Source organism: Jiella soli, from assembly GCF_020615385.1.
Classification (GTDB): domain Bacteria; phylum Pseudomonadota; class Alphaproteobacteria; order Rhizobiales; family Rhizobiaceae; genus VKMB-3413.
The window spans coordinates 409,664-426,416 of sequence record NZ_JAJAVB010000025.1 but is presented as its reverse complement, the minus strand read 5'-3'; the positions used below and the strand labels follow the sequence as shown (position 1 = coordinate 426,416).

At 67.5% G+C, this 16,753-nt stretch carries 17 protein-coding genes; 6 read left to right on the top strand and 11 right to left on the bottom strand.

The window, feature by feature from the left end; all coding sequences use genetic code 11:
* Positions 1-76: 76 nt before the first annotated feature.
* The 4 genes from xdhB to LH400_RS16445 all read right to left on the bottom strand — a co-directional run bounded on the left by xdhB (position 77) and on the right by LH400_RS16445 (position 5,141).
* Positions 77-2,500: a xanthine dehydrogenase molybdopterin binding subunit gene (xdhB, locus tag LH400_RS16460; RefSeq protein WP_229153930.1), complete on the bottom strand. Its 2,424-nt coding sequence runs from the start codon at positions 2,498-2,500 to the stop codon at positions 77-79.
* Complete coding sequence (gene xdhA / locus LH400_RS16455; protein ID WP_229153928.1) at positions 2,500-3,978, bottom strand: xanthine dehydrogenase small subunit; 1,479 nt, start codon at positions 3,976-3,978, stop codon at positions 2,500-2,502. The genes xdhB and xdhA overlap by 1 nt, the downstream gene beginning before the upstream one ends.
* Positions 3,978-4,343 (bottom strand): hydroxyisourate hydrolase, encoded by a 366-nt coding sequence (gene uraH / locus LH400_RS16450; protein ID WP_229153926.1) that lies wholly within the window; start codon positions 4,341-4,343, stop codon positions 3,978-3,980. The genes xdhA and uraH overlap by 1 nt, the downstream gene beginning before the upstream one ends.
* A 132-nt stretch (positions 4,344-4,475) precedes the next feature.
* Entirely contained in the window at positions 4,476-5,141 is a 666-nt protein-coding gene (locus LH400_RS16445; protein ID WP_229153924.1) for a Uma2 family endonuclease, read from the bottom strand.
* A gap of 156 nt (positions 5,142-5,297) precedes the next feature.
* Here LH400_RS16445 and LH400_RS16440 point away from each other — a divergent pair, with 156 nt between their 5' ends.
* The 5 genes from LH400_RS16440 (at position 5,298) to LH400_RS16420 (ending at position 11,001) form a co-directional block, all read left to right on the top strand.
* Positions 5,298-5,972: an HAD family hydrolase gene (locus LH400_RS16440; RefSeq protein ID WP_229153922.1), complete on the top strand. Its 675-nt coding sequence runs from the start codon at positions 5,298-5,300 to the stop codon at positions 5,970-5,972.
* A 95-nt stretch (positions 5,973-6,067) separates the two neighbouring features.
* Complete coding sequence (puuE, locus tag LH400_RS16435) at positions 6,068-7,513, top strand: allantoinase PuuE (RefSeq protein ID WP_229153920.1); 1,446 nt, start codon at positions 6,068-6,070, stop codon at positions 7,511-7,513.
* Complete coding sequence (alc, locus tag LH400_RS16430) at positions 7,510-8,532, top strand: allantoicase (RefSeq protein ID WP_229153918.1); 1,023 nt, start codon at positions 7,510-7,512, stop codon at positions 8,530-8,532. The genes puuE and alc overlap by 4 nt, the downstream gene beginning before the upstream one ends.
* Positions 8,529-9,044 carry an ureidoglycolate lyase gene (locus LH400_RS16425; RefSeq protein WP_229153916.1) on the top strand — a complete coding sequence of 172 codons (516 nt, stop codon included), beginning with the start codon at positions 8,529-8,531 and terminating at the stop codon, positions 9,042-9,044. The genes alc and LH400_RS16425 overlap by 4 nt, the downstream gene beginning before the upstream one ends.
* Before the next feature lie 610 nt (positions 9,045-9,654).
* Complete coding sequence (locus LH400_RS16420) at positions 9,655-11,001, top strand: putative bifunctional diguanylate cyclase/phosphodiesterase (protein ID WP_229153914.1); 1,347 nt, start codon at positions 9,655-9,657, stop codon at positions 10,999-11,001.
* Here the strand turns inward: LH400_RS16420 and LH400_RS16415 are convergent, their stop codons facing one another.
* From LH400_RS16415 to LH400_RS16400, 4 genes are read right to left on the bottom strand one after another with little or no spacing between them, the layout of a single operon-like run.
* Positions 11,002-12,345 (bottom strand): 8-oxoguanine deaminase, encoded by a 1,344-nt coding sequence (locus LH400_RS16415; RefSeq protein ID WP_229153913.1) that lies wholly within the window; start codon positions 12,343-12,345, stop codon positions 11,002-11,004.
* Positions 12,342-12,974: an urease accessory protein UreG gene (gene ureG, locus LH400_RS16410; protein WP_229153912.1), complete on the bottom strand. Its 633-nt coding sequence runs from the start codon at positions 12,972-12,974 to the stop codon at positions 12,342-12,344. The genes LH400_RS16415 and ureG overlap by 4 nt, the downstream gene beginning before the upstream one ends.
* Positions 12,971-13,684: an urease accessory protein UreF gene (locus tag LH400_RS16405; RefSeq protein WP_229153910.1), complete on the bottom strand. Its 714-nt coding sequence runs from the start codon at positions 13,682-13,684 to the stop codon at positions 12,971-12,973. Before LH400_RS16405 ends, ureG begins: the two co-directional genes overlap by 4 nt.
* A 17-nt stretch (positions 13,685-13,701) precedes the next feature.
* A complete protein-coding gene (locus LH400_RS16400; protein WP_229153908.1) occupies positions 13,702-14,169 on the bottom strand; it encodes an urease accessory protein UreE in 468 nt (155 codons plus the stop codon).
* Between the two features lie 149 nt (positions 14,170-14,318).
* Between LH400_RS16400 and LH400_RS16395 the strand changes: the two genes are divergently transcribed.
* Positions 14,319-14,957 (top strand): hypothetical protein, encoded by a 639-nt coding sequence (locus LH400_RS16395; RefSeq protein WP_229153906.1) that lies wholly within the window; start codon positions 14,319-14,321, stop codon positions 14,955-14,957.
* Between the two features lie 54 nt (positions 14,958-15,011).
* Here the strand turns inward: LH400_RS16395 and LH400_RS16390 are convergent, their stop codons facing one another.
* The 3 genes from LH400_RS16390 to LH400_RS16380 all read right to left on the bottom strand — a co-directional run bounded on the left by LH400_RS16390 (position 15,012) and on the right by LH400_RS16380 (position 16,542).
* The gene (locus LH400_RS16390) at positions 15,012-15,386 is read right to left on the bottom strand and encodes an MliC family protein (RefSeq protein ID WP_229153904.1); all 375 of its coding nucleotides are present in this window, start codon (positions 15,384-15,386) and stop codon (positions 15,012-15,014) included.
* A gap of 25 nt (positions 15,387-15,411) precedes the next feature.
* Entirely contained in the window at positions 15,412-16,011 is a 600-nt protein-coding gene (locus LH400_RS16385; protein ID WP_229153902.1) for a glutathione S-transferase family protein, read from the bottom strand.
* A gap of 153 nt (positions 16,012-16,164) precedes the next feature.
* Positions 16,165-16,542 (bottom strand): response regulator, encoded by a 378-nt coding sequence (locus LH400_RS16380; RefSeq protein WP_229153900.1) that lies wholly within the window; start codon positions 16,540-16,542, stop codon positions 16,165-16,167.
* Positions 16,543-16,753: the final 211 nt, after the last annotated feature.

Here is a 16,753-nt window from a genome sequence, read left to right as displayed (position 1 = left end):
CCGGTGTCGCCTCCTCACCGTCAGATAGTACCATTTTCCGGTATCATCAAGACGGATTGTCGGAGGTCGGCTGAGGTCACTCCAGCCCCCGCACCTGTTCCACCGCCTTCAGCACCCGCTCCGGGGTCGCCGGCGCGTCGAGGTCCGGGAATCCCCTTCCCCCGCCGGCGGCACACACGGCGTCGGTCAGCGCCGAGAACACCGAGATCGCCAGCATGAAGGGCGGTTCGCCCACGGCCTTCGACCGGTAGATCGTCGCCGAGCGGTTCTCGCCCTTCTCCCAGATTCTGATCCTGAGGTCGTCCGGACGGTCGTTGGCGGTCGGGATCTTGTAGGTCGAGGGGGCGTGGGTCTTGAGGCGGCCCGACGCGTCCCACCACAATTCCTCCATCGTCAGCCAGCCCATGCCCTGGATGAAGCCGCCCTCGATCTGCCCCATGTCGATCGCCGGGTTCAGCGACTTGCCGACGTCGTGGAGGACGTCGGCGCGCAGGAGCCTGTACTCGCCGGTCAGCGTGTCGATGACGACTTCCGAACAGGCCGCGCCATAGGCGAAATAGTAGAAGGGCGTGCCGGACGCGGTCTCGCGGTCATAGGTGATGCCGGGCGTCGCGTAGAAGCCGGTCGAGGACAGCGAGATCCGGGCGAGATAGGCCTCGCCGACGAGGTCGCAGAAGCGCTTCTCCATATTGCCGATCCGGACGCGATTGGCTTCGAAGACCACCTGCTCCTTCGGGACGTGATACCGCTCGGCGGCATAGTCGATCAGCCGGTCCTTGATGGTACGGGCGGCGGCCTGCGCCGCCATGCCGTTGAGGTCCGAGCCCGAGGACGCCGCCGTCGCCGAGGTGTTCGGCACCTTCGCCGTCGTCGTGCCGGTGATCTTCACCCGGTCGATGTCGATCTGGAACTCCTCGGCGACGACCTGCGCCACCTTGGTGAAGAGCCCCTGCCCCATCTCGGTGCCGCCATGGTTCAGATGCACCGAGCCGTCCTTGTAGACATGGACGAGCGCGCCGGCCTGGTTGAGATGCGCGGTGGTGAAGGAAATGCCGAACTTCACCGGCGTCAGCGCCAGCCCCCGCTTCAGGATCGGACTTGTCGCGTTGAACGTCTTTATCGCCGCGCGCCGGGCGCGATAATCCGAGGAGGTTTCGAGCTCCTCGGTCAGTTCGGCGATGATCGAGTCGGTGACCGCCATGCGGTACGGCGTCAGGGACGGCTCCGACCCGCTGTCGAAGGAGGGGTAGAAGTTCCGCTTCCTCACGTCGAGCGGATCGAGACCGGTCTCGAAGGCGATCCGGTCGAGCGCGCGCTCGATGCCGACCATCCCCTGGGGACCGCCGAAGCCGCGGAAGGCGGTGTTGGAGACGGTGTGGGTCTTCAGCCGGCGCGAATGGATGCGGGCGGCCTTGAGATCATAGGCGTTGTCGGCGTGAAACATCGCCCGGTCGGCGATCGCGGCGGAGAGGTCCGAGGAATAGCCGCAGCGCACGAATTGACGCATGTCGGCGCCGGCGATCCGGCCCTCCTCGTCGAAGCCGAGATGGTAGTCGATCCGGACCTCGTGGCGCTTGCCGGTCATCTCCATGTCGTCGTCGCGGTCGAGCCGGCACTTGGCCGGACGGCCGGTCTTCGCGGCGGCCAGCGCCGCGACGGCGGCGAACAGCGCCGGCTGGCTTTCCTTGCCGCCGAAGCCGCCGCCCATGCGTCGGACCTCGACGGTCACCGCATGGTCCGGCAGGCCCAGCATCTTCGCGACATTGTGCTGAACCTCGGAGGGATGCTGGGTCGAGGACCGCACCAGGACGTCGCCGTCCTCCAGCGGCACGGCATAGGCGACCTGGCCTTCGAGATAGAAGTGGTCCTGGCCGCCGACCTCGACCCGGCCGGAGATCCGCCGCGGGGCAGAGGCGAGCGCCGCATCGACCTCGCCAAGCCGCATCTCGTGCGGGTCGAGCAGATCCCGGCCCGACGCGTCCGCAAGCGAGATGGCGTCGTCGATCGAGATCGCCGCCTGACGGTCCTCGTAGTCTATCTTGGCGAGCTGAGCTGCCGCGCGGGCTCCCTTCCAGCTCTCGGCCGCGACGGCGAAGAGCGGCTGGCCGACATACTGGACCACCGCCGCCTCGCCCGCATGCGGCGGAAAGATCGGATCGTCGCCGAAGACCGGCGAGTAGTCGTTCTGACCGGGAATATCCTCTGCCGTCAGCACCGCCACGACACCGGGCGCCGTCCTGACCGCCGACAGGTCGATCGACCGGATTTGCGCATGGGCCCTGGCCGACATGGCGATGTAGATCTGCAGCGTTCCCGGCAGTTCCGGATCATCGTCGGTATAGCGCGCGGCCCCGGTGACATGCTTCAGGCCGCTGTCATGGGGAAGCGGCGAGCGCACGCCGCCGCGGATCGACTGCTCCTGGCCCGGCGGCCGCTCGCCGAGTTCGGCGATGCCGGGTTCGCCCGCGCCGGAGCGGTCCTGGATGCGGGTCTCGTCCATCACGCCACCTCCGCGATGTCGGAAAGGCCCCACGACGCAATGCGCTGGGTGACCTCGCCGGCCTGTTCGAGCTGGAAGCGCTTCAGAAGATTTTGTGCGGACTTCAGGCGATAGGAATCGGAGGCGCGCATGTCGGTGAGCGGCGAAAAATCCTCGGCGAGCGCGGCCATGGCCGCCGCCACCGACGCCTCGCCGAAGCGTCTGCCGATCAGCGCCGCCTCCGCCTTCGGCGCCCGCCTGGGAGTGCCGGCCATGCCGCCGAAGGCGAGCCGGGCGTCGGACACGATCTCTCCGTCGATGGTCAGGCGGAAGGCCGCCATCACCGCCGAGATGTCGGAATCGAAGCGCTTCGAAATCTTGTACGCGAAAAAGCGCTGGTTGTCGGCCAGCCGCGGCACCTCGACGGCGGCGACGAACTCGCCCGGTTCTCGGTCCTGCCTGCCATAGTCGATAAAGAAGTCCTCGAGCGCGATCGCCCTGATGCCGTCGCCTTTCCTGAGGAACAGCCGGCTGCCGAGCGCGATCAGGCAGGGCGGCAGGTCGCCGATCGGCGAGCCGTTGGCGATGTTGCCGCCGACCGTGCCGGCATTGCGGATCTGATAGCCGGCAAAGCGCCTGAGCATCTCGCCGAGGTCCGGATGGACGCCGGACAGCGCCTCGCGCGCCATGCGATGGGTCACGGCCGCGCCGAGATAGAGCTTGTCCTGGCGTTCCTCGACCATCGTCAGGTCGCGCACCTTGGAGACGTCGATGATCAGCGGCAGGTCGCGATGCTGTTTGGTCACCCAGAGGCCGACATCGGTTGCGCCGGCGACGAGCACGGCGTCCGGATGCGCCGCATAGGTGTCGGCGAGATCGTCGACATTGGTCGGAGCATACCAGCGCCCCCCGGCCGCCTCGTAGGCGAAGACGCCCTTGCCTTCCATCTCGGCGAGCCGCGTGGCCAGCCCGGCATCCGCCTCCGCCGTGTCCGGCACGGGGCATGCGGCGAGTTCGAGCCCGGCATCGATGATCGGGCCGTAGCCGGTGCAGCGGCACAAATTCCCCGCGACGAGATCCTTGACCGACTGTCGATCGCTCATCGCGCCGGTCAGCCAGCCGGCATAGAGCTGCATGACGAAGCCCGGCGTGCAGAAGCCGCACTGGCTGGCGTGCTTCTCGACCATGGCCTGTTGGAGCGGATGCACGCCGTCCCTGCCGAGATGCTCGACGGTCTCGACCGCGCGCCCGTTCATCGCGGGCAGGAACTGGATGCAGGCGTTGACCGCCCGGCGATGCAGCCCTCCGGCCCCGTCCGGCTCGGCGATCAGGACCGTGCAGGCGCCGCAGTCGCCTTCCGCGCAGCCTTCCTTGGTGCCGGTCAGGCGCTCCGTCCGGCGCAGATATTCGAGCACGGTGGTTGTCGGCGGAGCGCCGGCGACGCTGCGCTCCTCGCCGTTCAGGATAAAGCGGATCGTGCGGAGGTCGGTCGCGGCCATCAGCTCCCCCGATAGGTCGAATAGGCAAAGGGGGAGACGAGCAGCGGCACGTGGTAATGCGCGGCGTCGGCGATCCCGAAGCGGATCGGCACCTGATCGAGGAAGGCCGGCTCCGGCAGCGCCACGCCCCGCTTCCTGAAATAGTCGGCGACGTGGAACCGCAGCTCGTAAGTGCCCGGTGACAGCGCCTCGCCGGACAGGAGCGGCCCGTCGATGCGGCCGTCGGCATTGGTCGCGACCTGGCTCAGCGGATGGACCAGGCCCCCTTCGATCCGGCCGAGCTCGATCACCATGCCCGCGGCGGGGGAGCCGTGCATCGTGTCGAGCACATGAGTCGTCAGCCGGGCGGCGGTTCTGTCGGCCATTCAGGAGGTTCCGTTGCTTTTGACCATCTGGTCAAAGCATTGTGCAATGGCTCGAGGCGGCGGCGCAAGCGGCCCCCGGAATATCCAGCGCGGGCCCCTGTAAGGGGGCGATCGACGGCCGCCCTTCCCAGCTTACGTTTCGCTTTGCGACGGTTGAAATTCGGTGGGCTGGTCGGGGTCGGATACGAGTTGCAGGCGCGTACGCAGCTTCGGATCGAGCGTGTCGTAGATATTCGCAACAGGAAGGTCGGCGGCTATCTCCGGCAGCGCAATGACGCTGCCGAGATCCTCGTATCTTTCGATCTCCCATTCCCCGCCCGACGCTCGTCGATAGATCTTGACCGAGACGACGTCGGGTTCGATCAGCATGATGACTTGGATGTCGCCATGCATGCGATATTCGTCCAGCTTGTCGGTCGCATCGGTGATCAGGGTGTTCGGAGATGAGATCTCCACCACGAGGGTCGGCCGCAAGGCCTCTTTCGCGTCGGGATCGGGTGGACCGCAATCCACCACGACGTCGGGATAGCGGATCCCGTCTGAACCGGTCCTCACTGCGGTATCGCTCGATGTCGTGCGGCATCCACGTTGCTTGGCGGCGGAAGACAGCGCGACGACGACATTGGTCGTCACGACGTTGTGGCTCTGTTTGGCGCCGGCCATCATGCGAACCGGCCGCCCGTTGACCAGTTCATGCCGCTCCCGCTGCGTTTCGAGCCAGGTGAGAAAGACGTCCGCAGTCATACGATTGGGATATGGAACGCCCATCAGAATGCCTTTCGCCTCCGAGCCGGTCACACCGCGCGATCCTAGACCCTCGAAGAACCGGCTTCAAACTATTGGAGAGTCGCGCGTAGCGCTTTCGCTGCCCGCGATCATCCGTCCCCAGCAACACTGGACAGGCGCCACCCGCGCCGCACTTCTCCGGATACCCACTCCTGCCCCGAGGCCGCCATGCGCAACGAACCCGCCTTCCTCTTCGATCTCGACGGGACGCTGGTCGACAGCGTCTACCAGCACGTCCTCTCCTGGAAGGACGCGCTCGACCAGGAGGGCATCGCCCTGTCGGTCTGGCGCATCCACCGCAAGATCGGGATGAGCGGCGGTCTCTTCACCAATCAGCTCCTGCGCGAGATCGGCGAGGAAATCACCGAGGAGCGCCGCGAGCGGCTGCGGCGCCTGCATGCCGAAGCCTATGCGCGGCATTCCAATAGCGTTCGTCCGCTGCCGGGCGCAATCGAGCTTCTGAAGACGCTGACCCGCGTCGGCACGCCCTGGGCGATCGCCACCAGCGGCCGGATGGAGACGGCCCGGTACAATCTCGAACGGCTGGAGATCGATGTCGATTCCACGCCGATCGTCACCCGCGACGACGTCGAATTCGCCAAGCCGGATCCGGACCTCTTCGTCGCGGCGGCACGAAAGCTCGGTGTCGACACCAACGTCGCCATCGTCGTGGGCGATTCGATCTGGGACATGCTGGCGGCCCAGCGCTGCCGGGCGCTCGGCGTCGGGCTCCTGTCGGGCGGCTACGGCCAGGACGAACTCGAGCGCGCCGGCGCCTTCCGCGTCTACGAGGATCCCGCCGACATGCTGTTCCATCTCGACGAGGTCGGCGGGGGACGGTGAGACGCCGGGAGTTCATAGCTCAGCCTTCCGCCGATTGATTGCGAGCGCGGACGCGGCTACGCCTTCTTGATCGCCAATCGCGAAGACCGCCGCCCATGACCCCTGTCCGCTATCCCCGCGACCTCTACGGCTACGGTCGGACGCATCCCGATCCGCAATGGCCCAATCCCTCCGGTCAGGGCCCCGCGAAGATCTGCGTCCAGTTCGTCGTCAATTACGAGGAGGGCGGCGAGAGTTCGATCCTCGACGGCGATCCGTCGTCGGAATCGCTTCTGTCCGAGATCGTCGGCGCGCAGCCCTGGCCGGGGCAGCGCAATCTCAACATGGAATCGATCTACGAATTCGGCGCGCGGGCCGGCTTCTGGCGGCTGTGGCGGATGTTCACCGAGCGGCAGATGGCTGTCACCGTCTATGGCGTCGCGCTCGCGCTTCAGCGCAACCCGGAAGCCGTCGAGGCGATGATCGAGGCGGACTGGGAGATCGCCAGCCATGGATTGCGCTGGCTCGAATACAAGGATTTTCCGGAGGAGGTGGAACGCCAGCACATCCGCGACGCGGTCCGGCTCCACACCGCGGTCACCGGCTCGCGCCCGCTCGGGATCTACCAGGGCAAGCCCTCCGCCAATACGCTGAAGCTGGTCATGGAAGAAGGCGGCTTCGCCTATTCCTCCGACAGCTATGCCGACGAGTTGCCCTATTGGGTCGAGGGCGCGAACGGGCCGCATTTGATCATCCCCTATACGCTCGACACCAATGACATGCGGTTCGCGACGCCCCAGGGATTCAATTCGGGGGACCAGTTCTTCGCCTATCTGAAGGACGCCTTCGACGTGCTCTACGCCGAGGGAGCGGCCGGCAGCCCGAAGATGCTCAATGTCGGCCTCCACTGCCGGCTCGTCGGGCGCCCGGGCCGGGCCGCCGCGCTCGCCCGCTTCCTCGACTATGTCCAGGACAAGCCCGACGTCTGGGTGGCGCGCCGCATCGACATCGCCCGGCACTGGCGCGAACGCTTCCCCTATCGGCCTGGATTCAAGCCGAGCCGGATGACCCAGACCGAGTTCGTCGAGATCTTCGGCGGCGTCTTCGAACACTCGCCCTTCATCGCCGAACGGGCGGCGATGGGCGGGCTTCATGCCGCGCATGACTGCCCCGCCGGTCTCTCCAGCCTCCTTACCCAGAGCTTCCGCGCGGCGAGCGAAGCCGAACGCCTGCAGGTCCTTCAGGCCCATCCCGATCTCGCCGGCCGCCTGGCGCTTGCCGGCGACCTCACCGAGCGATCGAAGGCGGAGCAGGCCGGCGCCGGCCTCGACACATTGAGCGAAGGCGAACTCGCCCGCTTCACCGAGCTCAACGGCCGCTATGTCGAGCGTTTCGGCTTTCCCTTCATCATCGCGGTGACGGGCCTCGACAAGCATGCGATCCTCACGGCGTTCGAAGCCCGCGTCGGGCACGACCGCGACGCCGAATTCGCCACCGCCTGCCGCGAGGTGGAAAAGATCGCGCGCATCCGCATCGACCAGATCTTCAAGGACCGCGCATGAGTTCCGAGCGTTTCGTCACCGCCCCCGCCCTTCCCGGGGCCGACGATCTCCTCAAACGATATGTCGATCTCGCCCATCCGCGGCTCGGCACCGAGGTGACCTATGCGACCGACGATTTTTTCGCCGACAAGAGCCGGATGATCTCGCCGGCCGCGCCGGTCTTCTATCCCGACCGCTTCGACGATCACGGCAAGTGGATGGACGGCTGGGAATCGCGCCGCAAGCGCACGCCCGGCCACGATCATGCGGTGATCCGCCTCGGCCAGCGAGGCCGAATCGGGGCGATCGACATCGACACCGCCTTCTTCACGGGCAATTTCCCGCCCGAGGCCTCGGTCGAGGCCGCTGACACGGCGGGCGAGCCCTCTGAGGCCGACTGGGTGCAGATCGTGCCGCGCCGGGCGCTGACCGGCGACAGCCACAACCTCGTCACGCTGGAGGGCGGCGCGCCCGTGCGCTGGCTGCGGCTCCACATCTACCCCGATGGCGGGGTCGCGCGGCTGCGGGTCTACGGCACCATCGCCAAGGACTGGTCCGAGGTCGGCACGAGCGAGGTGGTCGACCTCGCGGCGATCGAGAATGGCGGGACGGCCGTCGCCTGGAACGACGCCCATTACGGCCATCCCGCCAACATGCTCGCGCCCGGCCGGGCGCCGGTGATGGCCGACGGCTGGGAGACGGCCCGCCGGCGCCGGCCGGGCAACGACTGGTGCGTGCTGAAGCTCGGCACCGCCGGAACGATCAGCCACCTCCTGATCGACACCCACCACTTCAAGGGAAATTATCCCGACCGCTTCAGCCTGCGCGCGGCCAAGGTGGACGGCGATATGACGGCAGACGCGGTGGAAGCCGAGAGCGCCGCTTGGCCGCTGCTCGTGACCGAGACCAAGCTGGCGGCCGACGCCATCCGGGAGATCGAAACGGTCGAGCCGGTCGGCGCCGTCACCCATGTCCGGCTCGACATCTTTCCCGATGGCGGCGTCTCGCGCCTGCGGCTCTACGGAACCAAGGCGTCGTGAACGGACCGGGCCGCGTCATCCGCGCAGAGCCGCTGACGAAGGCGGCCTTCGCGCCCTTCGGCGATGTGATCGAGATCGCCGGCGCGGAGGAGCGGCCGATCAACAACGGCACGACGATCCGCTATCACGATCTCGCGCATGTCGATGTCGGAGCCGAAGGCGGCCGCCCGCTGATCTCGATCTTCCGCGGCGAGCCCTTCACGCTCCCGGTCGAGATCAAGATGATGGAGCGCCACCCCCTCGGCAGCCAGGCCTTCTATCCGCTGTCGGGCCGGCCCTGGCTCGCGGTCGTCGCGCAGGACGAAGCCGGACGACCGGGAACGCCGGTCGCGTTTCTCGCCAGAGGCGACCAGGGAGTTAACTACGCTCCCGGCACTTGGCACCATCCTCTCCTGTCGCTCGAGGGCGTGAGCGACTTCCTCATCGTCGACCGAGGCGGCCCTGGTGCCAATCTCGAGGAATTCCTCCTTTCCGACCCCTTCCTTCTTTCAGACTTCGCTAACCACGTCTGACGTAAGTCTTGCCTGCGGCGATCGGCGCCATGCCCGCGATTGCGGCGGGAATCGCCGGAACAACAAGCCGTTAGCCGCCAATGGATCCCGCGCCTACACCGGCTGCGCGAATTTCCTCCCGCAGCGTCGGGGAACCAACGTCCCCTCAGTTCATAGTTCAACCGTATTCGGGAGTTCCTGTTGAGTCTCCCGGCGAAGCCCAATCGCAATAGTTGTACAGGAATCTCTGCTTTGACAATTTTGCCGGGATTCAGACGGAGCCTCGGCTCCGGCGACAGGATGAATACGGAGAGCAGAACAGGGCAAGAGCTTGGCCGACCGCCCGTCCGGCCGACACCGGTTGAGGATCAGGACCCATGCGTCGAGCCGAATTGACCCGTGTCGGACACCGAAGTCGCCGCGCTCCGCACGACACGATCGGCTTCTTCCGCCTTCGTGGGGAGCCAATCCCTTTATCGGCAGAGGAAACACGATGAGACCGATCGTTTCCGGAAGACCTGAGTCCTCATGCGGGTCGTACTTTGCCGCATCGGACGCGGCACAGGCCGATAGGCCCATCTTCGCTTCCGCGGCAGCGCGGGAGATCGGGCGCAACGGTGTCGAGCCTTGCATGGAGGAGGCCGCCCCGCATCAATTCCTCAGCCGGTTTCGCATCGGTAGCGACGCGGTCACCGGACTGCCGGACCGCAGGCAATTCGAACGGTTCCTGCGCGCTCCCCCCTTCCAGTCGGCGGACAGCGACCATGCCGCCGCGCTCATTCTGCTCGACCTCGATGGTTTCCGTGCGATCAACCTCACCCACGGATATGCGTGTGGCGATGCGGTTCTCGCCGGCATCGGCGACCGGCTCCGACATTCGGTCGGCAACAGCGGGTTCGTCGCCCGCTTCGGCGGCGACGAGTTCGTGGTCTTCTGCGAGGCACCCTTCCCGGATGGAAGTGCACAGGCTCTTGCTCGTTCCGTCTTCGAATCCGTGTCGGACCCGGTGCGTGCCAGGCACGCAACGGTCAACCTGACCTGTTCGGCCGGTTGGGCCTTCACCGAAGGCGAGGCTCTCGGCCCGTTGGACCTGCAGGCGCGCGCCGAGATCGCGCTCGACGCCGCCAAACGCGCCGGCCGCAACCATCTTGTGGGCTATGAGCACGGCATGCAGGCGGCGTCTCAGGCGAGAACCGACCTTGAGGAGGATCTGCGCGCCGCGATCGCCGCCGACCGCATCGAGGTCTGGTTCCAGCCCAAGATGGATGCGCAAAGCCGGCGCTGCACCAGTCTGGAAGCGCTGGCGCGCTGGCGCCGGGGCGATGGCGGGCTCGTCCCGCCGGACGACTTCATCGCGCTGGCCGAGTCTGCCGGCCTGATCGACGAACTCGGCATGCAGGTGCTGCGCAAGGCGTGCCGGGCGGTCAAGCCGTGGCTCGAGCGCGGACTGGTCGACCACGTCGCCGTCAACGTCTCGCCGAAACAGCTCGAGAAGGACGAGATCGTTCCGGTGATCGCCGGCCTCCTGGCGGCCGAGGCGTTCGATCCTTCTGCCCTGCAGATCGAGATCACCGAAAGCCTTCTGGTCGAGCCGATCGATGCGGCGGCGCGGCGGCTGAACGCGCTGCATTCCCTCGGCCTGACGATCGCCCTCGACGATTTCGGAACCGGCTGCTCCAACCTCGCCGCGCTGAAGAGCCTGCCACTCGACGTGATCAAGATCGACCGGGTCTTCGTGACCGGTCTTGCGGCCGATCCCGACGACCGCCTGCTCGTCCGGTCGACGATCGACCTCGCCCACGGCCTCGGCCTTAAGACCGTCGGCGAAGGCGTCGAGAACGAGGATCAGGCCGAACAGCTGCGTCTCCTCGGCTGCGATGAGCTGCAGGGCTTTCTGTTCGCCCCGGCCATGCCGGCAGACGAATGCGAGGCGTGGCTCCTGGCGCGCGCGAACGAGGCGAGCGGCTTGGCGCTCTGATCAGGCAAAGCGCCGGGCGGCCCTCCCGTGCTCCTCGCGAAGCCGCGCGACGTCGATGCCGACCGGCATGCCGTCCAGCACGCGCCATGTCCCCTTGACCATTACCCTATCCGCCCGCGTCGCGCCGCAAAGAACGAGCGCCGCGACCGGATCATGGGCGCCAGAAAAGCGCAACTCGTCGAGCGTGAACAGGGCGAGGTCGGCCTGCCGGCCGACGGCGATCCTGCCGATGTCCTCGCGGCCGAGACAGACGGCAGAGCCTTCGCTCGCCATCGTCAGGGCATCGCGGGCGGTGATCGCCTCCGCCGAGCGATAGTTCAGCCGCCCGACCATCAGCGCGTGGCGCGCCGCCTCGATCATGTTGGAGGCGTCGTTCGAAGCCGAGCCGTCGACGCCGAGCCCGACCGGCGAGCCGGCGGCCTTCAGTTCGTTCACCGGGCAGAAGCCGGAGGCGAGCACGGCGTTGGAGGCCGGACAGTGGCAGACGCCGACCTTGTGGGCGCCGAGCCGCCGGCATTCCTCGGTGGTGAAATGGATGCCATGGGCGAGCCAGGTGCGGGGTCCGAGCCAGCCGACCTCTTCCAGATAGTCGACCGGCCGGCAGCCGAAAGTCTCCTCGCAGAAGCGGTTCTCGTCCTTGGTTTCGCCGAGATGGGTGTGCAGCCGGCAGTCGTGCCGTTCCGCCAGGGCGGCCGATTCGATCATCAGCCGCCTGGTGACGGAGAAGGGCGAGCAGGGCGCGAGCGCGATCTGCGTCATCGCGCCTTCCGACCGGTCGTGATAGCGGGCGATGAGGCGCTCGCTGTCTGAGAGGATCGCGTCGGCGTCCTGCACGACGTCGTCCGGCGGCAGGCCGCCATCCTTCTGCGACAGGTCCATCGAGCCGCGCGTCAGCGTCACGCGGATGCCGAGCGCCTGCGCCTCCTCGGCCTCGATGTCGATGTCGATGGCATCGTCCAGGCCGCCGGGAAAGAGATAGTGGTGGTCGGCCGCCGTCGTGCAGCCGGACATCAGGAGCTCCGTCAGCGCCAGGCGCACCGCGAGGCGGAAGCTCGGAGGATCCAGCCTCGCCCAGATCGGGTAGAGCGCCTTCAGCCAGGGGAAGAGTTCGCGGTCGATCGCCTGCGGATGAGCCCGCGTCAGCGTCTGGTAGAAGTGGTGATGGGTGTTGACGAGGCCCGGCAGCACGACATGGGCCGAGGCGTCCACCGTCTCATCGACCGGCCGGGCGGGAGTACCGCCGGCCGGCACCAGCTCGACGATCTTGCCGCTCTCGACGACGATGCCGCCATCCGCCCCCTCGGCAAGGATCGCCAGCGGGCTCTTCAGGAAGAGCCGGCTCACGCCGCCGTCTTGACCGCCGGCAATCCGCCCTGGCGCGTGAGAAAAGCGAGGATGTCGCCGACGCCCTTCGCGCGGGAGAGATCGGTGAAGACCGTCGGCAGATCACCCCTGCCCTTCGCCGCATCGCTGCGCATGCGCTCGAGATCCGCTCCGACATAAGGGGCAAGGTCGGTCTTGTTGACGACGAGGAGGTCGGAGCGGGTGATAGCCGGGCCGCCCTTGCGAGGAATGTCGTCTCCCTGGCAGACCGAGATGACGTAGATCGAGAGATCGACGAGATCCGGCGAGAAGGTCGCGGCCAGATTGTCCCCGCCGGATTCGACCAGGACGAGGTCGAGGTCCGGATGGCGCCGGTTGAGATCCCGGATCGCGGCGATGTTGATCGAGGCATCCTCGCGGATCGCGGTATGCGGGCAGCCGCCGGTCTCGACGCCGATGATCCGGTCCGACGCAAGCGCCTGCAGGCGCACCAGCGCCTCGGCGTCCTCGCGGGTGTAGATGTCGTTGGTGACGACCCCGATCGACCAGGTCTCGCGCGCCGCCTTGCAGAGTTTTTCGGTCAGCGTCGTCTTGCCGGAGCCGACCGGCCCGCCGATTCCGACCCGCAAGGGTCCGTTTCTCGATGTCATGAGCGAAAGAGCCTTGTTCGAAGCGTTTCATGCCGCATCGCAGCGATCTCCGAGAGTAGCGCCGCTTGGCCGAGATCGTCCAGCGTCGAGGCGCTCGCGCGTTCGGCGGCGGCGCTGATCTCCGGCTCGAGACGATGGAGGATGCGCACGGCCTCGCTCTGGGCGAGCGGCACCAGCCGCACCGCCGCCGAGACCAGGGAGGCCGCAAAGCCATGGGCATAGGCGGCGAGCGTCTCGGCCAGCGGCAGGCCAGCCCTGGCGACGAGACGTCCGACCGCCACCGGATAGGGCGGCGCCCCGCTCTCGCCCGCGTCCTCGGCCTGCCCGGCCGGGGCCGGGGCCGGCGGAAGCAGCCAGGGCTGCGACGCCTCGGCGAAAGCCACGCCCAGAGCCAGCGTCTCCATGCGTCGCTCGGCACTGCCGGAGAGCGCTTCAGCCAGTTCCTCCACCTCGGCGAGCCGCGTGGAATCGCCGGCCTCGGCCGCATGGAAGGCCTCGGTCAGAAGCACGAGATCGTTCCAGCCACTGCCGGCCCGCAAGAGCAGCCGGACCCAGGCCTCCACGTCGGCACCGTCGGCGACTGTGCCTTCCCGCACCGCCGTCTCCAGCCCATGCGAATAGGCGAAGCCGCCGACCGGAAAGGCCGGCGAGAACAGCGTCAGAAGCGTCGGAAGATGCCGGCGCGCGGTGTCGTCTCCGTCGCGCAGCATCCCCGGACGGTCCGCCATCAGCGGCCGGCACCGTCGTGATGATGGCCGTGGCGCGCGCTCTCGTCATAGGCGCCGCCTTCGGGATCGAACGCCGCCTCGACCTCGCTCACGCTGGCGCCGAGGCCCTCCAGCATCTCGCGGAGTACCTTGTCGCGCCGGATCAGCAGCCGGTCGGCAAAGACCTGCGCAGACAGGTGCCGATTGCCGATCTGCCAGGCAAGCGCCACGAGATGGGCCGTGTCCCGCCCCCGGACCTCGTAGAGCGGCTCGGGCTTGGCCTTGACCTCGATGATCTGGCCGTCGTCGAAAAGGATCGCGTCGCCGTCGCGCAGAAGCGTCGCCTCTGAGAGGTCGAGCAGGAAGGCGATGCCCCCGTCCGTGACCATCGCCATGCGGCGGCGATGCCGCTGGGTCTCGTCCAGCGTGATCGTGTCCGCCGCGTTTGTCCACTGGCCGCGCCGCTTGACCTCATTGCCGACGATCATGCTCAATCTCCGTGCCCACATCCGGGCGGAAGATACGGCGGGCAGGCGCGGCTCGCCAGTGCCGCTCAGTATCGATCGAAACGCGGACCGGGCGGCAGAGCGGCGCGAGCCGTGCCGAGGACCGGTGCACGCGGGCGGAAAGGACGACCATGGCGCTTCAGAACAGGGTAACGCCGGCGGGAGAGATCGTCGCGGACCCCGCAAAAGGCACGCTGATGGGCAATCGCGGGATCCTGCACGGCGCGGACCGCACGCTCGGAACGAGCCGCTGGCGACACAAGGCCTGGATCGCCTGCACCCTCGACTTCAAGGGCATCCGCCGGACGATCATGGAGCCGGGAAATTACACCGAGCTCTTCTTCCTCGACGAGGCAACGGCGCTCGCCGCCGGGCATCGGCCCTGCGCCGAATGCCGGCGCCCCGCGTTCCGAGACTTCGCCGCCGCCTTCGCCCGGGCAGATGGCGAGGCGAGCACTATCCGGGCAGGCCTGATCGACCGGCGCCTGCATGCCTGCCGGGTCGAGAGCTATTCGCGCAGGCAGATCCGTCATGAAGCCGACGCCTCGGGCCTGCCCGACGGGGCGATGATTCTGTCGGATGATGCGTTCTGGCTGGTCTGGTCCGACCGGATCCTGCGCTGGCGGATCGACGGATATGATCGCTCGGCCCCAGGTCCGGACGGAATCGTAACGGTTGTGACGCCTGCGGTAACGGTCGGGGCGCTCGCGGCCGGCTACCGGCCGCAGCTGCATGAAAGCGCGCTGTCGCTCCTGTCGCCGCAGGCATAGACGGCGACCGGAGGCCGGGCCGGCGAACGCAGAGCGGTCTGGCCAAGATCGGCGTCAGCGCTTGAGTTCGCAGATGACGTCCTTCTTCGGGTCGTTCTGGATAACGTCGCGCAGGGTTCCCCGCCGGCCCCTCGTCCACCAGATCCAGCGGCCGGCGGCGTATTTCGCGCCCGCCGCCGCGACCGTGTCGACGAAGACGGTCGGATGTCCGTCGATCGGCAGGACCGCCAGATTGTTGTGCGGCAGGTTGATGTACTCGACGCCGAGCGGCGTCGGCGCAGCGTCCGGGCCGGACTTGCAGGCGTAGTCGACCGTCGTGCGCTGGGCATCGCCCTCGAGGTCGATCGTCAGCGGCGCAGCAAGAGCCGGCACGATGCCCGCCGCGACCAGCGCCGCGGCCCAGACCGCCGCCTTCGTTATTTTGCGCATGAGCCCCCTCCTTCGTTCGCTTCTATCAGCCCGCGGCAGCCTTGGCTTCCGCCTCCCGCGCCCTCGCCCTGGCAAGGGCCGGCCGATCGAGGATACTGTCGAAATAGGCGTTGAGCGCCGGCGAGGAAATCTCGAGCCGGGCCATCCGCGCCCAGGCGGCGCAGTGTCCGAGCATCAGGTCGGCGATTGTGAACCTCTCGTCCACGGCATAGGAGCGGTCGCCGAGCCGCGCCTCCAGCGCATGGCAGGCCGTGCCGAATTCATAGGCGACGAGGTCGTCGACATCGCGCCGGAGATGTTCCGGCAGGACGAAGCGGTTCTGCGCCTTGTGCCACGGCCCGCTCTCCAGCTCGCTCTGGGCGAATTGGACGAAGGAATCGATCATCGCCCGCTCGCGCGTACCGGACGGCGCAGAAAGGATCGTCGGCGCGTATTTGTCGGCGAGATAGCCGACGATCGCGCCGGAATCGACGAGCACGAAGTCACCGTCGATCAGCGCCGGCATCTTGCCGGACGGATTGAGCGCTTTGATCGTCTCGTCATGCGGCTTGCAGGGGACGATCTCGTAGGGCTCGCCGATCTCCTCCAGCATCCAGGTCACGCGGCCGAGCCGCGATCCCGGCATTCCCACGGCCTTCAACATCCGAACCACTCCCCGACGTCATCGATCCGGCAAGGAGTAGCGCATTGCGACCGCACACGGAACAAGCGGAAGAACCGCGCCGGCTGCCGCCTCAGGCGGAGGGGAACCCGCCGCCGCCGCCGATGCGGGACCCGCTCAGGCGGCCTGGTCCGCGATATAGGGCGCCAACTGCTCACCGAGACTTCGGCGGTCGAAGGGCTTGAAGACGTAGCCGTTTGCGCCGGCCCGCCGCAGCCGTGTCATCAGCCCCAGATTGGCTTCGGCGAGGAGGGCCAGGATGACGACCGGGGCCTGGCCTGCCCGCCGCCGGTATTCCCGGACGAAGTCGACGCCGGAGGGCTCGGAGGCGTTGGCGGCGACGATGGCGATGTCGGGAAACCCGTTCTCGCCGATCCAGATCTGCGCCTCGGCGGGCGTCGCGACGCATTCGACGGCGAGACCGAACTGCAGAAGGATCCGGGAGGCGATCTTCCGGATCACCGGCGCTTCGTCGATGATGAGGCAGGTTTGCATGACGTCCCTCCGGTCAGTTCCCGTCACGGACGGGCGGCAGGGGCAAACTGTAACAGTACAGGGTTGAGAGACGGTTCGAGAACGCGGCAAATTTTCCGTAAAGTTACGGTCCGGCAGCGCCTGCCTCGCGCAGAACCGCAGGTTCCGCCCCTCACCAAGGAGCGGTCACGCACGCGATGGAAGATCAAGCGATCGCGCGCGAAGGAGCGGG

Coding starts and splice junctions, on each gene's coding strand:
- LH400_RS16390 (WP_229153904.1), bottom strand. CDS start 15,386: ATGCGCAAAATAACGAAGGCGGCGGTCTGGGCCGCGGCGCTGGTCGCG.
- alc (WP_229153918.1), top strand. CDS start 7,510: ATGAGTTCCGAGCGTTTCGTCACCGCCCCCGCCCTTCCCGGGGCCGAC.
- LH400_RS16405 (WP_229153910.1), bottom strand. CDS start 13,684: ATGCTGCGCGACGGAGACGACACCGCGCGCCGGCATCTTCCGACGCTT.
- uraH (WP_229153926.1), bottom strand. CDS start 4,343: ATGGCCGACAGAACCGCCGCCCGGCTGACGACTCATGTGCTCGACACG.
- LH400_RS16380 (WP_229153900.1), bottom strand. CDS start 16,542: ATGCAAACCTGCCTCATCATCGACGAAGCGCCGGTGATCCGGAAGATC.
- ureG (WP_229153912.1), bottom strand. CDS start 12,974: ATGACATCGAGAAACGGACCCTTGCGGGTCGGAATCGGCGGGCCGGTC.
- LH400_RS16420 (WP_229153914.1), top strand. CDS start 9,655: ATGGAGGAGGCCGCCCCGCATCAATTCCTCAGCCGGTTTCGCATCGGT.
- xdhA (WP_229153928.1), bottom strand. CDS start 3,978: ATGGCCGCGACCGACCTCCGCACGATCCGCTTTATCCTGAACGGCGAG.
- LH400_RS16395 (WP_229153906.1), top strand. CDS start 14,319: ATGGCGCTTCAGAACAGGGTAACGCCGGCGGGAGAGATCGTCGCGGAC.
- xdhB (WP_229153930.1), bottom strand. CDS start 2,500: ATGGACGAGACCCGCATCCAGGACCGCTCCGGCGCGGGCGAACCCGGC.
- LH400_RS16400 (WP_229153908.1), bottom strand. CDS start 14,169: ATGATCGTCGGCAATGAGGTCAAGCGGCGCGGCCAGTGGACAAACGCG.
- LH400_RS16385 (WP_229153902.1), bottom strand. CDS start 16,011: ATGCCGGGATCGCGGCTCGGCCGCGTGACCTGGATGCTGGAGGAGATC.
- puuE (WP_229153920.1), top strand. CDS start 6,068: ATGACCCCTGTCCGCTATCCCCGCGACCTCTACGGCTACGGTCGGACG.
- LH400_RS16440 (WP_229153922.1), top strand. CDS start 5,298: ATGCGCAACGAACCCGCCTTCCTCTTCGATCTCGACGGGACGCTGGTC.